This window comes from Nonomuraea sp. NPDC048882 (assembly GCF_040649755.1).
Taxonomy (GTDB): Bacteria; Actinomycetota; Actinomycetes; order Streptosporangiales; family Streptosporangiaceae; genus Nonomuraea; species Nonomuraea maheshkhaliensis.
Map to the genome: position 1 here is coordinate 20492 of NZ_JBEZGB010000028.1, position 17027 is coordinate 37518.

Sequence of the window (17027 nt, forward strand, 5' to 3'; positions counted from 1 at the left end):
CACATGGCCGACAGCGTGAAGCGAGCCGCGGAGACTCCCGACGAGCCGATGCCCTTCGCCGAGCTGGGGATGAAGTCCGAGGAGTACGACCGGGTCAAGGAGATCCTGGGTCGCCGTCCCACCGGCTCCGAGCTGGCCATCTACAGCGTCATGTGGTCCGAGCACTGCTCGTACAAGTCCTCCAAGGTGCATCTGCGGCAGTTCGCCACCAAGGCGCCCGCCTCCGAGGCGCTGCTGGTGGGCATGGGGGAAAACGCCGGCGTGGTCGACATCGGCGACGGCTGGGCGGCCACGTTCAAGATCGAGTCGCACAACCACCCCTCCTACGTGGAGCCGCACCAGGGCGCGGCCACCGGCGTCGGCGGGATCGTGCGCGACATCATGTCGATGGGCGCGCGCCCGATCGCCGTCATGGACGCGCTGCGCTTCGGCGCCGCCGACGCGGTCGACACCCGCAGGGTGCTGCCCGGCGTGGTCGAGGGCATCAGCAGCTACGGCAACTGCCTGGGCCTGCCCAACATCGGCGGCGAGGTCGTCTTCGACCCCTGCTACCTCGGCAACCCGCTGGTCAACGCCCTGTGCGTGGGCCTGCTGCGCAAAGACCAGATCAAGCTGGCCACCGCGCCGGGGCCGGGCAACAAGGTCGTGCTGTTCGGCGCCTCCACCGGCCCCGACGGCATCGGCGGCGCCTCGGTGCTGGCGAGCGCCACGTTCGAGGACGAGTCGCAGGCCAAGCGGCCGGCCGTGCAGGTGGGCGACCCGTTCATGGAGAAGCTGCTCATCGAGTGCTGCCTTGAGCTCTACGCCGCCGACGTCGTCGTCGGCATCCAGGACCTCGGCGCGGCCGGCGTCTCCTGCGCCACCACCGAATTGGCCGCCAAGGGCACCGGCGGCATGACCGTCGACCTCAACCTGGTCCCGCTCCGCGACCCCTCGCTCAGGCCCGAGGAGATCCTCATGAGCGAGTCGCAGGAGCGGATGATGGCCGTGGTCCGGCCCGACGACATCCCCGCGTTCATGGCGATCTGCCAGCGGTGGGACGTGCCCGCCGCCGTCATCGGCGAGGTCACCGACACCGGCCGCCTGGTCATGACCTGGGACGGCGAGGTCATCGTGGACATCCCGCCGGGCACGGCGGCCGACGAGGGCCCGGTCTACGAGCGGCCCTTCCACGAGCCCGCAGGCCAGGCCGCGCTCAACGCCGACACCCCCGACCGGCTGGAGCGGCCCGCCGACCTGCGCGAGACGCTGCTCAAGCTGCTCGGCTCGCCCAACCTGGCCTCCAAGGAGTGGGTGACCGACCAGTACGACCGCTATGTCCGCTCCAACACCGTGCTGGCGCAGCCGGCCGACGCGGGCATGGTGCGCATCTCCGAGGTCATGGAAGGCGCCGAGGCGACGACCAGGGGCATCGCGCTGGCCACCGACGGCAACGGGCGCTACGCCAAGCTCGACCCGTACGCGGGGGCGCAGCTCGCGCTCGCCGAGGCGTACCGCAACGTGGCCGTCACCGGCGCCAATCCGCTGGCCGTCACCAACTGCCTCAACTTCGGCTCCCCCGAGGACCCCGAGGTCATGTGGCAGTTCGCGGAGGCCACGCGCGGTCTCGCGGACGCCTGCCGGGCCCTGGGCGTGCCGGTGACCGGCGGAAACGTCTCCTTCTACAACCAGACGGGCTCGACGGCGATCCACCCGACGCCGGTCGTGGGCGTGCTCGGCGTGATCGACGACGTGGCCGCGCGGGTGCCGACGGGGTTCGTCGCCGAGGGGCTGCGGGTCGTGCTGCTGGGCGACACCCGCGACGAGTTCGGCGGCTCCGAGTGGGCGCATGTCGCCCACCGCCACCTGGGCGGGCTGCCGCCCAGGGCCGACCTGGAGGCGGAGAAGGCGCTGGCCACCGTCCTGGTCGAGGCCGCTCGGCGCGGGCTGCTCGCGGGCTCTCACGACCTGTCGGACGGCGGGCTGGCCGTCGCGCTGGCCGAGTCGTGCCTGGCGCGGGGCGTCGGGGCGACGGTGGAGCTGACCGGAGACGCCTTCACCGACCTGTTCAGCGAGTCGGCGTCGCGGGCGCTCGTCGCCGTGCGGCCCGAGGCGTACGCCGAGTTCGCCTCGCTGTGCGGGCGGCACGACGTGCCCTGCTACGGGCTCGGGATGACCGGCGGGAGCGCGCTGGTGGTCAAGGACGTGTTCGAGGTTCCCGTCGAGGAGCTGCGGGAGACGCACACGGCGGCGCTGCCGGCACTGTTCGGCTGAGGCCCTTCTTTCAGAGGCGGTCTTTCCCATGGTTATCCAGGGCCGGTACGGAGATCCGTACCGGCCCTGTCACCCACGACCGCAATCCCGCACGTGCCGTGACCGCCTGACGGGCGTCAGGCGCATGTGCCGACGCCTGTCCGACGATCACCACTTGTCCGTGCCCGCCACCGTCCGACGGCCGCCACCCACAGCACCTGGGTGCCGGCCTGTGTCCGGCGGGCGGCACGCGCACGTGCGGGCCCCTTCCTTCTGGTCGTGAGGCGCTTGGACGCCTGCCGGCGTGGTCGTTACTTCTTCTCCAGGCAGACGGCGTAGACCGTGCCACCGCCGCTGCCGCCGCCCGACATCTGCGAGCCGGCCTGGCCGTCGGCGGTCTTGAAGTCGGCCTTGGTGATGGCGACCGACCAGCCGCCGCCCGTCGGCATGCTGCTGGTCACCTGGTAGCGCGAGTCCACCTGGAAGCCGCCGCCGGTCACGGCGTCGCCCTTCTTGCAGTTCGCCGTGCCGGAGTTGCCGTTGAACCGGTCGCTGACGACGTAGGTGGTGTAGGCCGCGCCGCCGCCGGGCTCGCCCTTCGGGCCCTGAGGGCCCTGAGGGCCCTGCGGGCCGCGCTGGCCGGTGTCGCCCTTGGGGCCTTGCAGGCCGCGGGGGCCGGTGTCGCCCTTCGGGCCTGCGGTGCCGGGCTTGCCGGGTTCGCCCTGCGCGCCCGGCTTGCCCGGCTCACCCTGCTCGCCCTTAGGGCCCTGGTCGCCCTTGAGGCCCTGGTCACCCTTCGGACCCTGCTCGCCCTGCGGTCCTTGAGGGCCCTGAGGACCGGCCACGCCCTGCTTGCCCTGCGGCCCGGGCCTGCCGTGCTGGCCACGGTCGCCCTTGAGGCCCTGCGGCCCCTGCGGGCCCTGGGGACCTTCGGGGCCCGCGGGGCCCTGGCTGCCCGTCTGGCCGGTCGTGGACGTGCCGCCCCCGCCGATGAGCACGCGTACCTCGATCTTCCTGCACTTGGCCGTGGCGTTGACGATGCGGACGTAACGCGACTTCCTGTGCACGCACGCGACCACCGTGCCGGCCGTGGCGCCCACCGAGGCGGCGGCGGAGACGGCGGACGAGGCGGTGGCGACGCCGCCGGTGGCGAGGAGCGAGGCGGCGAGCGCCCCCACGGTGGCGAGCGTGAGCGTACGCCCGCGGCGAACCTGGCTAGGCACGATTCCCCTCCAGAGGGTTTGGTGATGCTCATGGGATGCATGAGATTCACGCTTCAAACGTTCCAAAGGGTGACACTGATTACGTAACGCATTGGTCACAAAACAGAGGGTTACTGAGGTTGTTGACGGTTTGTCGGTACCGAGGGTGAGTAAAACGACGCAGTCGCGACAGCGAGCGAGCGTGGATAATCGATCTGTGCCAACCCCCGCTCCCGCGTCCTATCTCCCGCCCGCCACCCAGCCCGTGCGCGGCGTGGTGTGGGGAATCCACCTCGTCGTGCCCATGCTCGGGCTCTGGCTCCTGCTCGCCCAGCCCCACCTCAACATCCCCTGGCAGCACAATGCCAGCCACTTCTGGATGATCATCCTGGTGGCCGGGGTCAACGTCGTGCTCGGCGTCCTCATCAGCGAGTCCTCGCGCCGACGGCAGGACGCGCGGCTGTTCCTGGTCTCCATGGTCTTCCTGACCAGCGCCGGGTTCTTCTTCCTGCACGGGCTGTCCACCCCGAAGGTGATCCTCGACACCGGCTCCGTCGGGTTCGACATCGGCCAGCAGGTGGGGCTGTCGATCGCGGCGCTGTTCGCGTTCGCCTCCGCGCTGCCGCTCGGCGAGCAGCAGGCCAAGGCGGTGCTGGGCGCGCAACACTTCGTGCGCGCCGCGCTCGTCGGCATCATGGTGCTCTGGGGCGTGACCTCGCTGGTGCCCGGCCTGACCTCGCTCAGCGAGCCGCCTCTTGAGTCGCCGATGACCTGGCTGGCGTGGGCGTCGGTGCCGGGGCTGCTGCTGTACGCGGCGGCCAGCGTGATGATGTTCCTGCTCCACCGGCGGCGGCCTTCGGCGATGCTGATCAGCCTGATCACCGCCTACGCGCTGCTGGCCGAGTCGATGGTCGCGGGCATGTCCCAGCTCAACTGGCACCTGTCCTGGTGGGAATGGCACATCCTGCTCGTCTTCGCCTTCGTCTTCGTGGCCTACAGCTCCTACCTGCAGTTCCGGCGGGAGGGGTCGAGCGCGGGGCTGTTCGACTCGGTGGCGCTGTCGGCGACCGTGCGGCGCATTCAGCGCGACTACGACAAGGCGCTGGAGGAGATGGTCGAGCACGTACGCAGGGGCGAGCCGTTGGCCGCGACCCGGCTGTCGGGCAAGTTCCGGCTCAACGAGGGCCAGGCGGCGGTGCTCGACCGGGCGGGCGAGGCGCTGGCCAACGAGCGGGCGCTGTCGGAGCGGCTGGCCGCGCTGGTGTCGGTGAGCGCCCAGACCAGGATCGGGCTGCCGGAGGACCAGTTGCTGACCTCGTCGCTCGAACGGGTGCGGCAGGCGTACGGCGATGTCAAGATCGCGCTGGTGGCCGACGGCCGCACCCAGATCGGCTCGCGCGACTACCAGTTCGCCGACGGCAACCCCATCAGGCGTGACCAGCTGCTGGCCTTCCCGCTGACCGTCAAGGGCAACCTGGCGGGCGTGCTGGAGGTGCCGATCGGGCGGACCAACCAGGACGAGGCGCTCGCCGCCACGCTGGCCGGCCAGCTGTCCATCTCGCTGGAGAACGCCCGCCTCTACCAGGAGCTGCACACGCTCTTCCACCAGTACATGTCGCCCGACGTGGCCCACGCGCTGCTGGCCGACCCGCGGCAGGCGGCGCTGGGCGGCGAGGTGAAGGAGCTGACCGCGCTCTTCGCCGACCTCAAGGGCTTCACCACGTTCTCGGAGAAGGTCACGCCCGGCGAGATCGTCGAGATGCTCAACCGCTACCACACGGCCGCGGTGCCCCGCATCCTCGACAACGGCGGCACGATCGTGCAGTTCGTCGGTGACGCGCTGCTGGCGCTGTTCAACGCGCCGGCCACGCAGACGGGGCACGCGCGGTCGGCCTGCAAGGCGGCGCTCGCGATGCAGCGGGCCGCGTCCGAGATCGCCGAGGAGATGTTGTGGAAGCGGGAGGACGACATCGAGTGGCCGACGTTCCGGGTGGGCGTCAACACCGGTCCCGCGCTCGTCGGCAACATCGGCAGCCCGGAGCTGCGCGGCTTCAACGCGATGGGCGACTGCGTCAACGTGGCCGCCAGGCTCCAGGGCGTGGCCGAGCCCGGCACGGTCGTGATCGGCGAGACGACGCTGCGGCAACTGGGCGATGACGCCACGGTGACGCCGCTGGGAAGACTCAGCCTCAAGGGCAAGGAAGAGCTCGTCGAGGCCTATGTTCTGACCGAAATGACATAGAACGGTGATAGCCGTACCGACATAATCAGGCGCATGGATCCAGAGCCCGGTGAGTTTCTTTCCATGCTGACCCCGGAAGAGGTCGACGCCCTGCGCTCGGCCGGCCGGCCGAGGCGCTGGGATCGGGGCACCACCATCATGACCGAGGGCGACACGTCCGACTGGGTGCTCCTGCTGATGGAGGGCCGGGTCAAGTGCTCCTCCCACACCAGCGGCGGCACCGAGGTGGTGCTGGCCGTACGCGGTCCCGGCGCGCTGCTGGGCGAGCTCTCGGCCATCGACGGATCCCCCCGCTCGACCACGGTCACCGCGCTTGAGCCGATCTCCGGCATCGTGGTGCGCGACTTCTCCACGTTCCTGGAGTCCCACGGGCGCGTGGCGGTGCTGCTGATGAAGCTCGTCAGCGGGCGGCTGCGCGACGCCGACAGGAAGCGAATCGAGTACGGCGCGTTCGACACCACGGGCCGGGTCGCCACCCGGCTGCTCGAGCTGGCCGAGCGCTACGGCGAGAAGACCAACAGCGGCGTGCGTGTCGCGCTGCCCCTGTCGCAGGACGAGCTGGCCGGCTGGACCGGCGCCTCCCGCGAGGCCGTCAGCAAGGCGCTGCGCACGCTGCGCGACCGGGGCCTGATCGAGACCGGCAGGCGGCGCGTGGTGATCCACGACCTTGAGGGGTTGCGCAAGCGAGCCAGGTGACCCCTGGTACAAATCGGACGTACGTCGTACGTCATAGTGGAGGGCATGCCCGCCGTCACCCCCCAGGACGACACCCGCCTGCGTTACGCCTGGCGCGTGTGCGCGGTCACCAGCCTGGGCATCGTCCTCATCGGCGTGGCCGGCAGCACGCTCAACGTGGCCCTGCCGACGGTCGTGCGGCACTTCGGGGCCAGTGCGCTGGAGTCGACCTGGATCCTGCTGGCGTTCCTGCTGGTCAACACCGCGAGCCTGGTGTTCTTCGGCCGCGTGGCGGACCTGCTCGGCCGGCGTGAGGTCTATCTGACGGGGTTCGCCCTGTTCACGCTCGCCTCGCTGCTGGCGGGGCTGTCGCCGGACGTGTGGTTCCTCATCGGGACGCGGGCCTTGCAGGCGGTCGGCGCGGCCATGATCCTGGCGAACGGCACTGTGATCATCACCGACGCCTTCCCGCCCGACCGGCTCAGCCAGGGCATGGGCGTCTACATCGGCACGTTGTCGGTGGCCCAGCTCGCGGGGCCCACGCTCGGCGGGCTGATCGCGGAGACGGCCGGCTGGCAGTGGATCTTCTGGATCAACGTGCCCGCCGGGCTGATCGCGCTCGCCGTGGGCGCGGGCCTGCTGCGGAAGATGCCCAGGAGGCCGAAGGCGCCGGTGGACGCGCTGGGCAACCTGCTGGTGTTCGCGGCGCTGTCGGCGCTGCTGCTGGCGCTGTCGGAGGCCGGCTCCGGCGGGCTGTCCAGCCCTGTGTTCCTGATTGGGGCGGGGGTCTTCGTGCTGCTGGTGCCGCTCATCGTGCTGGCCGGGCGGCGCTCCCCCAGCCCGGTGCTGGATCTGCGGCTGTTCGGCGGGCGGCTGCTGGCCTGCGCGAACCTGGCCTCCTTCTGCAACGCGCTGGCCCGTTCCGCGCTGATCCTCGTGGTGGCGCTGTACTTCCAGGCGGCCAAGGGCCTGGACGCGTTCGAGGCGGGGCTGAGCGTGCTGCCGGTGCCGGTCGGGATCGGGCTGGCCTCCCCGCTCGTGGGCATGCTGGGGCGGCGGGTGTCGCCGTACGCGCTGTCGATCGTGGGGGCGGCGATGAGCACGACCGGGCTCGGCGTGCTGGCGCTGGCGGCCGATCCGGCGACGCCGTACTGGGTGATCGGGGGCGGGCTGTTCGTGGCCGGCTGCGGCAGCGGAACGTTCCTGACCGGGAACACGACGCAGGTCATGCGGGCGCTGCCGACCGGCAGCCTGGGAGTGGTCAACGGCTTCCGGGTCATGGTGATGAACGTCGGCATCGTGATCAGCGTCGGCCTGTCACTCAGCGTCCTGACCGCATCGGTCGGGCCGGCGCTGCGGGCGCAGGTGTACGCGGGCACGCTGTCCACGCTCTCGCCGGTGGCGGTGGGGCAGCTCATGGACGGGTTCCAGCGCGCGTACGGCGTCCTCTTCGCCGTAGCCCTCACCGGCACCGCCCTGGCCGCCCTCGCCCGCCCACCACGTCGCTGATGTATTACAGACCGTGTTACACTTAGGCCATGGGAACGCTTAACGTACGCACCGACGAAGCCATGGAGACGGCCCTGCGTGCGCTCGCAGGGGAGACGAGAAGCCGCTCTGAGGCGGTTCGTTACGCCCTGCTCCACACTTACAAGGAAATGCTACTCAACCAGGCCACAGCGGACGCGGACCGACTGCGCAACGACCCTGACGATCAGGCCGAGATGTTGGCGATCCAGCGCTTCATGGGCGTAGCCGAGTGATATTTCGGGGCGCGATCTACGAGCTCAAGGCCCTGCCAGGGACCCGCGACCACGAGCAACAGGGGCGGCGCTACGGTGTGATCATTCAGTCGGACCGCTTCACCACGAGCACGTTGACCATAGCGATGACCTCAACGAGCGCTGGGCCTGCCGTCTACCGGCTGGAGATCGAATTCAACGGAACGAAGTCCCGAGTCCTGACGGATCAGATCTACTCCGTTTCCCCATCAAGACTCGGGGAGTTCACGGGCGCGCTGGAAGCGCATGAGTGTGCCGATCTTGATCGGGCGCTGATGCTGAAGCTCGGGCTTATTTGAGGGCCGGGGCCAGTCTGGATTCGACGTCGCGGTAGCGGGAGACCGGGATGAGGTGGACGCCGGCGAAGGCGCCCGAGTCGCGCAGGGCCAGCACTTGCTCGCAGGCCGCCTCCACGCCCGCCATGCGGTCGGCGGCCACCCGGCGCACCAGATCCTCGGGCAGGGCGATGTCGGGGATGGCGGCGGCCAGGGTGCGGGCGTGCCGCTCGCTGGCCAGGACCATGACGCCGGCGTAGACGGGCACGTCGGCGGGGTGCTCTTCGCGCCAGCGCACCTGCGCCTCGACCGAGTAGCTGACCTGGCTGAACAGGAAGTCGGCCTGGAGCTTCCAAGCCGGAAGCGGGCGCAGCGCGGCGGCGGCGCCCACGCGGAAGCCGGGTGAGAACTCGCGCGCCTCCGCGATCATCGAGCGCACCGTCAGATCGCTCGTCCGGTTACCGCTCGTCGGTTTGTCGCCGTAGACGAACAGGAACCGCTCGACCCCGTACGCCGCCGCCGTGAGGAGGTCGCGGCGGAAGCCGAGCAGGTTGCGGTCGCGCGAGTTGAGGCAGGCGATGCCGCGCCCGCCCATGGCCTCGACCTCGTGGGCCACGGCCACGCTGGAGACGGTGGCGCGGCCGATGTGGTTGTCGGGGATGAGGAACGAGTGGGCGATCGTGCTCATCGTGCCGATCTGGTGCCTGACGTGCTTCAGATCGGGCTTGGTCGGGGGTTCGATCTCGCAGATCAGCTCGAAGGGCATGATCACGACCCTAACGCCTGGCCGCCAGCGCCTCGATGCCGGACAGGACGAGGTCGACGCCGAAGGTGTCGTACAGGCCGGGAGCCAGTCCGCCGGCCAGTGAGGAGGCGCCTTCCACCAGGTGGGGGTAGCGCTGCACGGGCAGCGACTGCAGGCCCACCTGCTTGATCCGCACCTGCTCCTCCCACTCGCAGTCGGCCCGGACGTGGACGGGCGCGTCCGCGATGGAGATGGCGCTCTGCAGGAGGTATTTGGTGATCAGGCAGCTTTCGTCCACGGTGAAGCCGGCCGTACGGGCCAGCCCGAGCGCGCGGTCCCAGACGGCCAGGAAGTGCTCCACCTCGACCGGGTCGATCTGCTCCAGGATGCCCTTGGCGCAGGGGTGGGTGCGCAGTGTCCTGATCAGGCCCTCGACCAGGTCGCGGAGCTGGTCCTGCCAGGGGCGCTCGTCGGCGGGCTTGGGCGCGAAGCCGCCGATCAGGTGGTCGGCCATGCCGACGAGCAACTGCTCCTTGTTCTTGTAGTGCCAGTAGAGGGCCATCGGGGTCACGCCGAGGTCGGTGGCCAGGCGGCGGATGGTCACGGCTTCGAGGCCCTCGACGTCGCCGATCTCCAGGGCCCGTTCCGCGATCGCCCGCGCGGTCAGTTTTCCCATCACGGTTGACAACTATACGACGTACAAGTTCAACTATACGACGTACAAGTACAGCGTATAGGAGGATATTTCATGCGATGGTGGGCTTTGGCGGCGGTGACACTAGGCACCTTCATGACCTATCTGGACAACAACGTGGGCAATGTCGCCCTGCCCACGATCCAGCGGGACCTGGGCCTGACAATCTCGGGCCTGGAGTGGATCGTCAGCTCGTACATCCTGGTCTTCGCCGGCCTCATGCTGGCCGGCGGCCGGCTGTCCGACGTGTACGGCGCCCGCAGGGTCTTCCTCGGCGGCCTGGCCGTCTTCACCGTGGCCTCGCTGGCGGCCGGACTGGCCACCTCGGGCGACATGCTGATCGCGGCGCGAGCCGTGCAGGGCGTGGGCGCGGCCCTGCTCACCCCCACCGCGCTCGCGCTGATCAGCCAGATCTTCCCCGACCCCGATGAGCGCGGCAGGGCCGTGGGCATCTGGAGCATGGCGGGAGCGCTGTCGATGGCGCTCGGGCCGGTCGTGGGCGGCTTCATCAGCGAGAACCTGCACTGGGGCTGGATCTACCTGGTCAACGTCCCCATCGGCGTCGTGACGGCCGGGCTGGCGCTGTGGGCGGTCAGGCCCGCGTTCGAGCGGGTGCGCCACAACCTCGACGTGCCCGGCCTGGTCACCTCGGCGGTGGCGCTCTTCGCCCTGACGTACGCGCTCATCGAGGGCGAGAGCGCCGGCTGGACCTCACCCGCGATCCTGGCCGCGGCGGGCGTGTTCGTGGTCGCGGCCGTGGCGTTCGTGCTGGCCGAGTCGCGCGCCGCCGAACCGATGGTGCCGGTGTCGCTGTTCAGGTCGCGGGTGTTCAGCGGCGGGCTGCTGACCAGCGGGATCTGGTCGTTCGGGGTGTTCGGGATCTACTTCTTCAGCGCCCTGTGGCTGCAGAACGTGCTCGGCTTCACCCCCACCGAGGCGGGCGCGTCGTTCGTGCCGATGGCGCTGACCATGGCCGTGGTCGCGCTCCTGTCGCAGCGGATCAGCGCCGCGCTCGGCATCGGCCGCACGGTGGCGCTCGGGATGGCGCTCATGGGCGCGGCGATCTTCCTGATCTCCCGCGTCGGCGCCGACGGCGGCTTTCCCGACGTCGCCCCCTGGTTCCTCCTGTACGGCCTCGGCGGCGGCCTGCTCGTCCCCCTGACCTCCGCCGTGCTGGGCGGCATGCCCAAGGCCCGCGCCGGGGTGGCCTCGGGCGTGCTCAACGTCTCCCGCGAGGTGTTCGGGCTGCTCGGCATCACCGTGCTGGGCGCGTTCCTCAGCTCCAGGCAGAGCGGCAGCGACCTGCCGCCGCTGGCTGCTTTCCTCGACGCCTACCAGTTCACGCTGGTCATCGCGGCCGTCGTGGTGGTGGCGGCGATCCCGATCGCGCTCTGGTCGCTGCGCGACCGGGCCGAGCCTGAGGAGCCTCAGGCCGCCGCGCCCGCCGTCGTGGGGTCCTCGAACTGAGTGCGGTAGAGCTCCTCGTAGCGGCCGCCGGCGGCGAGCAGCTCGGCGTGCGTGCCGCGCTCGGCCACCCGCCCGTCCTCGATGACGAGGATGACGTCGGCGGCCCTGATCGTGGAGAGCCGGTGCGCGATCACCACGGCGGTCCGGCCGGCCAGCGCCTCGCCCAGCGCCGCCTGCACGGCCGCCTCCGAGGTCGAGTCGAGCGCCGCCGTGGCCTCGTCCAGGATGACCACCCTGGGCCTGGCCAGCAGCAGCCGGGCGATCGTCAGGCGCTGGCGCTCGCCGCCCGACAGGCGGTAGCCGCGCTCGCCGACGACCGTGTCGAGCCCGTCGGGCAGCGACTCGATGAGGGCGGCCAGGCGGGCGCGAGAGAGCGCGTCCCAGAGCTCGTCCTCGCTCGCCTCCGGCCTGGCCAGCAGCAGGTTGGCGCGGATGGTCTCGTGGAACAGGTGGCCGTCCTGGGTGACCATGCCGAGCGTGTCGCGGATGGAGTCGGCGCTCAGGTCGCGTACGTCCACGCCGCCGAGCCGGACGGCGCCCGAGTCGACGTCGTACAGGCGGGGCAGCAGCTGGGCGATCGTGGACTTGCCCGCTCCCGACGAGCCGACCAGCGCCACCATCTGGCCGGGTTCGGCCCGGAACGAGATGCCGTGCAGCACCTCCTCGCCGCCGCGCGAGTCGAGCGTGGCGACCTCCTCCAGTGAGGCGAGCGAGACCTTGTCGGCCGAGGGGTAGGCGAAACGCACGTCGTCGAACTCGACCGAGACCGGGCCCTCGGGCACCTCGCGGGCGTCCGGCCGGTCCTGGATGAGCGGCTTGAGGTCGAGCACCTCGAAGACGCGCTCGAAGCTGACGACCGCGCTCATGACGTCCACGCGGGCGCTGGCCAGCGCGGTCAGGGGCGCGTAGAGGCGGGTGAGCAGCATGGCCATGGCCACCAGGGCGCCGGGGGCCAGCTGTCCGCGCAGGGCGTAGAAGCCGCCCAGGCCGTACACGAGGGCCAGGGCCAGCGCGGAGACCAGCGTCAGCGCGGTCACGAAGGCCGACTGGGTCATCGCCGAGCGCACCCCGATGTCGCGGACCCTGCTGGCCCTGCTCGCGAACTCGGTGGATTCGTGCGCGGGCCGGCCGAACAGCTTGACCAGCGTCGCGCCCGGCGCGGAGAAGCGCTCGGTCATCTGCGTGGCCATGGCCGCGTTGAGGTCGGCCGCCTCGCGCCGCAGCCGGGCGATCCTGGTGCCCATCCGCCGGGCCGGCAGCACGAAGACGGGCAGGAGCAGCAGCGCGAGCAGGGTGATCTGCCAGGAGATGCCGATCATCGCGATCAGCGTCAGCACGAGCGTCACGAGGTTGCCCGCCACGCCCGACAGCGTGTCGGTGAAGGCCCGCTGGGCGCCGATCACGTCGTTGTTGAGCCGGCTGACCAGCGCGCCGGTACGGGTCCTGGTGAAGAACGCGATCGGCATCTTCTGCACGTGGTCGAAGACGGCCGTGCGCAGGTCGAGGATGAGGCTCTCGCCCAGGCCCGCCGACAGCCACCGGTTCACCAGCCCCAGGCCGGCCTCCGCGATGGCCAGGGCGGCGATGGCCAGCGCCACGGTGACGACCACCTGGAGCGGCTCGCCGGTGAAGATGGCGTCGACAACCCGGCCCGCGAGCAGCGGCGCGCCCACCGCCAGGGCGGCCGTCACGACGCTCAGCACGAGGAACCACGCCAGCCTGCGGCGGTGCGGGCGGGCGAAGCCGCCGATGCGCCGCAGCGTCGCCCTCGAAACGCTGCGACGCTGCGGCTGGTTGTTCATCGAGTACAGCTGGTGCCAGGCCGTCACTTCCATGCTCATGGCACGGACCCTACGACCTCAAGTTAACCTGAGGTCAAGCGCCGATCTTCTTGCCCTGCCCGTGCCAGACCACCGCGACCGACGGGCGCGGCTGGTCTCCGTCAGGCCAGTGACTGCTCGGCTCCTCCGGGCTCGCCCCGTCGGTCTCGCCCGGGTGCTGCACCGCCACGAAGACGCTGCGCTGGTCGGCCGTGACGAGCGGGCCGCAGGTCTCGGCGCCGACCGGCACGGTGAGGAACTGGCGCAGGTGGCCGCGCTCCTTGCCCTTGACCGGCATCACGAACAGGCCGTCGTTCGTGCCCAGCGCGTTGCCGTCCGTGGAGATCCAGAGGTTGCCGTCCTTGTCGAACGTGACGTTGTCCGGGCAGGAGATCGGCGAGACCTTGCTCTTGTCGTAGCCGGCGAAGTAGGTGGCGGCGTCGTTCGGGTCGCCGCAGACCAGCGGGATCGACCAGGCGAACCGCTTCTCCCCGGCGTCGCCGCGCCGCTCCACGATCTCCAGGACGTGGCCGTGCTTGTTCGCGGAACGCGGATTGGCCTCGTCCGCCTCGGCCGCGGTGCGGTTGGTGTTGTTGGTCAGGGCCACGTACACGCCGCCGGTGACCGGGTTGCGCTCCATGTCCTCTGGGCGGTCCATCTTGGTCGCGCCGACCTTGTCGGCGGCCGAGCGGGTGTGGACGAGCACCTCGGCGGCGGACATGCCGTCCACGTACGACTTGTCGCCCGAGACCAGCGGAATCCACTCGCCCGAGCCGTCGAACTCACCGTCCGCGGGCAGCTTGCCGGAGCCGTCGATCTCGGACGCCGGGCTGTCGCCGGTGAATTTGGCCACGTACAGGGTGCCCTCGTCCAGCAGCGTGCGGTTGTGCCGGTCGAAACCGGGCTTGTAGCGCTCCTTGGAGACGAACTTGTAGATGTACTCGTAGCGCGAGTCGTCACCCATGTAGACGACCAGGCGGCCGTCACGGGCCAGCGTCGTGTTGGCGGCCTCGTGCTTGAACCGCCCGAGCGCGGTGCGCTTGATCGGCGTGGAGTCGGGGTCGAACGGGTCGATCTCCACGATCCACCCGAACCGGTTGGCCTCGTTCGGGTGCTTTTCCAGGTCGAAGCGCTCCTCGACGCGGTCGAACCTGCGGCTGCTCGACGGCACGCCGGTCTGGATCGTGTAGCGGGTGATGTACGGCTTCTGCTCCGCCGGCACCTTGTCGCCGTTGACGAAGTACTGGTCGAAGTTCTCCTCGGCGGTCAGCACCGTGCCCCACGGGGTGGTGCCGCCCGAGCAGTTGTTCAGCATGCCGACGGGCCCGACGCCCTTGGGGTCGGCCGCCGTCCTGAGCAGGGCGTGCCCCGCCGCCGGGCCGCTGAACCGCATCTTCGTCTGGGCCGTGATGCGCCGGTTGTAGCGGCGGCGGCCCCTGGTGACCAGCTTCCACTCGCCCTTGCCGCCGGAGCGCTCGATCTCCACGACCGAGCCGCCGTGCGCGGCCAGCCCGATCCGGATCTGCTCCTCGGTCGCCTCCGCGCCGCCGGTGTAGCCGCGGAACATCAGGCTCTCGTCGGTGTACTCGTGGTTGACCCAGAGCAGCGCCCGGTCCTTGCCCATGGGCAGCAGCGTCACGTAGTCACAGTTGTAGCCGAACTGCTTGTTCTGGGCGTCGGCGCTCTGGTTGTCGAAGTCGAACTCCGGTGCGTCGGGCAGCACCGGGTCGCCCCAGCGCACCACCACGGAGGAACGGTAACCGTCCGGGATGCTCAGCGCGTCTTCCTTGTTCGGCGGCACGGGCGTGAAGCGCAGGTCGCCGCTGCCGTGCCCCTTTCCCCTGGCGGCCTCCGCGGGCTCGTCCGCGAAGGCCGGGACGCCCGCGCCCGCCACCCCCGCGCCGGCCACGAGGGCGCCCAGCGCGCCCGCCCGCAGCACGCCGCGCCGCGACATCGCCTCGCGCACCACGTCGCCGAAGTAGGCGTTGCCGCTGGTGTTGGCCACGTCATGCGCGCACGCGTTGCCGCAGCGGAACTGACACGTCAGCGCGGATCGGCCACCTTTGTGCGGGGTGGACAGCAGCGGCAGCAGCCGCCGTCCCGCGTCGGGGTTCGCCACAGGTCCTCCATCAATGGGCGCGGTTGTACGGCGGGGACGCTACGGTCACTGTCGAAACCCGAGGTGAACGACGACCTCCATCTCGATGAACGCTTCCCGGGAGACAATGGTGGGGTGCCACCACGCAAGATGGATCCGGAGAAGCTGAGATCGGCCCTCGACGCCCAGCTCGTCGCCCTCGACGAGCCGCCCTACGACGGCCCGGCGTCCGCCCTGCCCGAAGCACTCGTGGCCGCCGTGCTGGCCGCCTACGACCGGGGGCTGAAGCCCGAGCGCGACGCGGCCAGGCAGGCCGTACGCCACCTGCTCGACCGGCTCGCGACAGCCGCGCCGGGAAGGACCGTCGAGGTGCGCGTGCCCCCGTACGCGGCCGTCCAGGCCATCGCGGGGCCCCGCCACACCCGCGGCACCCCGCCGAACGTGGTCGAGACCGACGGGCGGACCTGGATCGAGCTCGCCCTGGGCCGCCTGACCTGGGACGAGGCCATGGCCAAAGGCGCCATCTCCGCCAGCGGGGCGCGAGCCGACCTGTCAGCGCACCTGCCGCTCTAGCGGCTGCCGTTCATCCAGGGGAACTTCGACTCGAAGCAGCGGTCGGCGAGCTGGCCGTCCAGGTGGGCGCACTCCTGCACCACGTTCCAGAACCAGATGGCCACGATCGCGAAGAGGATCAGCGACAGGATGCTGATCACGATGCCGGCGATGGCGCGGCCCCTGCCGACCTGCCTGACCAGGGCCACGCAGCCGAAGACGATCGACAGGATGGCCGTGATGAGGCCGGTGAAGCAGACGAAGACCAGGAACGGGCTGGCCACGCCGAGGACGAGCGAGGCGGTGGCCAGGCCGCTGCCGGGGGGCGGCTGCTGGTATCCGCCGTACGGGGACGGCTGGGCGCCGTAGGGCGATCCCGGGGGCGGGGGGTAGCCGGGCGGGCCGCCGTACGGGCTGGAGGGGGTCGTGCCGGGCACGGTCGGGTCCTGGTCCCGCAGCGGGCCGCCCTGGTACGACGGACCCTCCTGGCCGCCGTACGGCGGGCCCTGGGGCGGACTTGAGGGGCCTTGGGGCGGGCCTGAGGGGCCGGACGGGCCCTGCTCGTAGCGGGAGGGCGCCGGCCTGGGCGGCGGCTCCTCCTCGTGCGGCGTCCCGCTCCAGCCCGGATAGGACGGAGTCGCGCCGGGCACCGGGAACACCTGCGTCGACTCGGCGTCCGCGCCACCGGCGGGCGGCGTGGTCGTCGGCGTCGTCGTCGGCGTGGTCGTCGGCGTCGTCGGGGTCGTCGGGGTCGTCGGGCCGGTGTCTCCGCCCGTCGCGGGCGGCGGCGTCTCCGGCGAGGTGGGCAGATCGGGATGGGACGGCCCGTCGGCCGGCCTCGGCTCGTGCGTCGGCGGCACGTCGGGCTCAGGCGCGCCCGGCTGCGGCGCCACGGGCGGCCTGGGCGCGATCGGCTCCCCGCCCGGGTGCGGCTCCTCCCCCTGCGCCGGCTCGCTGCCCCTGGACGGTTCGTCACCGCGGGTCGGCTCCTCCGGCGGCATGCCCTCACTCCACCACGCGGGCTCCCCCTCGTCGTGGCGGCCTTCGCGCGGGTCCTGCCCCTGGCGGGGCTCGTTCGGGTCCCCAGGTGTGCTCACGTCTGCGTCTCCCGCCGGGTCAGCATGCCGGATACTTCACCCTTTCGCGGAAGGGGTCCGTTAAACCGCGCGACACGGTAATACCGTGTCCAACCTTGGGTCACCATGCGTCAAAGCTCCAGGTGAGAGGCGGGGCGGAGGCCCCGA

14 protein-coding genes are annotated in these 17027 nt (G+C 71.0%); 8 read left to right on the plus strand and 6 right to left on the minus strand.

What is annotated here, in order from left to right; genetic code table 11:
• Positions 1 to 3: 3 nt before the first annotated feature.
• Positions 4 to 2253 carry a phosphoribosylformylglycinamidine synthase subunit PurL gene (gene purL, locus AB0C27_RS51530; protein WP_357861876.1) on the plus strand — a complete coding sequence of 750 codons (2250 nt, stop codon included), beginning with the start codon at positions 4 to 6 and terminating at the stop codon, positions 2251 to 2253.
• Positions 2254 to 2543: 290 nt separating this feature from the next.
• Here purL and AB0C27_RS51535 read toward each other — a convergent pair whose 3' ends face one another.
• Positions 2544 to 3455: a hypothetical protein gene (locus tag AB0C27_RS51535; protein WP_357861878.1), complete on the minus strand. Its 912-nt coding sequence runs from the start codon at positions 3453 to 3455 to the stop codon at positions 2544 to 2546.
• A 196-nt stretch (positions 3456 to 3651) separates the two neighbouring features.
• Between AB0C27_RS51535 and AB0C27_RS51540 the strand changes: the two genes are divergently transcribed.
• Genes AB0C27_RS51540 through AB0C27_RS51560 form a run of 5 tightly spaced genes read left to right on the plus strand, consistent with a single transcriptional unit; the run spans position 3652 to position 8431 of the window.
• Entirely contained in the window at positions 3652 to 5676 is a 2025-nt protein-coding gene (locus AB0C27_RS51540) for an adenylate/guanylate cyclase domain-containing protein (RefSeq protein WP_357861880.1), read from the plus strand.
• A 33-nt stretch (positions 5677 to 5709) separates the two neighbouring features.
• Positions 5710 to 6372, plus strand: a complete 663-nt coding sequence (locus AB0C27_RS51545) for a Crp/Fnr family transcriptional regulator (RefSeq protein WP_357861882.1) — start codon at positions 5710 to 5712, stop codon at positions 6370 to 6372.
• A 45-nt stretch (positions 6373 to 6417) separates the two neighbouring features.
• Positions 6418 to 7860: an MFS transporter gene (locus tag AB0C27_RS51550; protein WP_357861884.1), complete on the plus strand. Its 1443-nt coding sequence runs from the start codon at positions 6418 to 6420 to the stop codon at positions 7858 to 7860.
• Positions 7861 to 7889: 29 nt separating this feature from the next.
• Positions 7890 to 8114 carry a hypothetical protein gene (locus AB0C27_RS51555; RefSeq protein WP_357861886.1) on the plus strand — a complete coding sequence of 75 codons (225 nt, stop codon included), beginning with the start codon at positions 7890 to 7892 and terminating at the stop codon, positions 8112 to 8114.
• A complete protein-coding gene (locus tag AB0C27_RS51560; protein WP_357861888.1) occupies positions 8111 to 8431 on the plus strand; it encodes a type II toxin-antitoxin system PemK/MazF family toxin in 321 nt (106 codons plus the stop codon). Before AB0C27_RS51555 ends, AB0C27_RS51560 begins: the two co-directional genes overlap by 4 nt.
• Here the strand turns inward: AB0C27_RS51560 and AB0C27_RS51565 are convergent.
• Both AB0C27_RS51565 and AB0C27_RS51570 read right to left on the minus strand, forming a co-directional pair.
• The gene (locus AB0C27_RS51565) at positions 8424 to 9173 is read right to left on the minus strand and encodes a methylenetetrahydrofolate reductase (RefSeq protein WP_357861889.1); all 750 of its coding nucleotides are present in this window, start codon (positions 9171 to 9173) and stop codon (positions 8424 to 8426) included. The genes AB0C27_RS51560 and AB0C27_RS51565 overlap by 8 nt on opposite strands.
• Positions 9174 to 9183: 10 nt before the next feature.
• Positions 9184 to 9828 carry a TetR family transcriptional regulator gene (locus AB0C27_RS51570; RefSeq protein WP_357862012.1) on the minus strand — a complete coding sequence of 215 codons (645 nt, stop codon included), beginning with the start codon at positions 9826 to 9828 and terminating at the stop codon, positions 9184 to 9186.
• A gap of 72 nt (positions 9829 to 9900) precedes the next feature.
• Between AB0C27_RS51570 and AB0C27_RS51575 the strand changes: the two genes are divergently transcribed.
• Positions 9901 to 11313, plus strand: coding sequence for an MFS transporter (locus AB0C27_RS51575; RefSeq protein ID WP_357861891.1), 1413 nt, complete (start codon positions 9901 to 9903; stop codon positions 11311 to 11313).
• On the opposite strand, the gene AB0C27_RS51580 is transcribed toward AB0C27_RS51575, so the two are convergent.
• Complete coding sequence (locus AB0C27_RS51580; RefSeq protein WP_357861893.1) at positions 11274 to 13154, minus strand: ABC transporter ATP-binding protein; 1881 nt, start codon at positions 13152 to 13154, stop codon at positions 11274 to 11276. The two genes, AB0C27_RS51575 and AB0C27_RS51580, sit on opposite strands and share 40 nt — an antisense overlap.
• Positions 13155 to 13188: 34 nt before the next feature.
• Positions 13189 to 15252, minus strand: a complete 2064-nt coding sequence (locus AB0C27_RS51585) for a PhoX family phosphatase (protein ID WP_357861895.1) — start codon at positions 15250 to 15252, stop codon at positions 13189 to 13191.
• 129 nt (positions 15253 to 15381) lie between these two features.
• Between AB0C27_RS51585 and AB0C27_RS51590 the strand changes: the two genes are divergently transcribed.
• Positions 15382 to 15804: a sterol carrier family protein gene (locus AB0C27_RS51590; protein ID WP_357862014.1), complete on the plus strand. Its 423-nt coding sequence runs from the start codon at positions 15382 to 15384 to the stop codon at positions 15802 to 15804.
• Here the strand turns inward: AB0C27_RS51590 and AB0C27_RS51595 are convergent.
• Positions 15801 to 16880 (minus strand): hypothetical protein, encoded by a 1080-nt coding sequence (locus tag AB0C27_RS51595; protein WP_357861897.1) that lies wholly within the window; start codon positions 16878 to 16880, stop codon positions 15801 to 15803. The two genes, AB0C27_RS51590 and AB0C27_RS51595, sit on opposite strands and share 4 nt — an antisense overlap.
• Positions 16881 to 17027 lie beyond the last annotated feature (147 nt).

Coding starts and splice junctions, on each gene's coding strand:
- AB0C27_RS51550 (WP_357861884.1), top strand. CDS start 6,418: ATGCCCGCCGTCACCCCCCAGGACGACACCCGCCTGCGTTACGCCTGG.
- AB0C27_RS51570 (WP_357862012.1), bottom strand. CDS start 9,828: ATGGGAAAACTGACCGCGCGGGCGATCGCGGAACGGGCCCTGGAGATC.
- AB0C27_RS51580 (WP_357861893.1), bottom strand. CDS start 13,154: ATGAGCATGGAAGTGACGGCCTGGCACCAGCTGTACTCGATGAACAAC.
- AB0C27_RS51545 (WP_357861882.1), top strand. CDS start 5,710: ATGGATCCAGAGCCCGGTGAGTTTCTTTCCATGCTGACCCCGGAAGAG.
- purL (WP_357861876.1), top strand. CDS start 4: ATGGCCGACAGCGTGAAGCGAGCCGCGGAGACTCCCGACGAGCCGATG.
- AB0C27_RS51575 (WP_357861891.1), top strand. CDS start 9,901: ATGCGATGGTGGGCTTTGGCGGCGGTGACACTAGGCACCTTCATGACC.
- AB0C27_RS51590 (WP_357862014.1), top strand. CDS start 15,382: ATGGATCCGGAGAAGCTGAGATCGGCCCTCGACGCCCAGCTCGTCGCC.
- AB0C27_RS51555 (WP_357861886.1), top strand. CDS start 7,890: ATGGGAACGCTTAACGTACGCACCGACGAAGCCATGGAGACGGCCCTG.
- AB0C27_RS51565 (WP_357861889.1), bottom strand. CDS start 9,173: ATGCCCTTCGAGCTGATCTGCGAGATCGAACCCCCGACCAAGCCCGAT.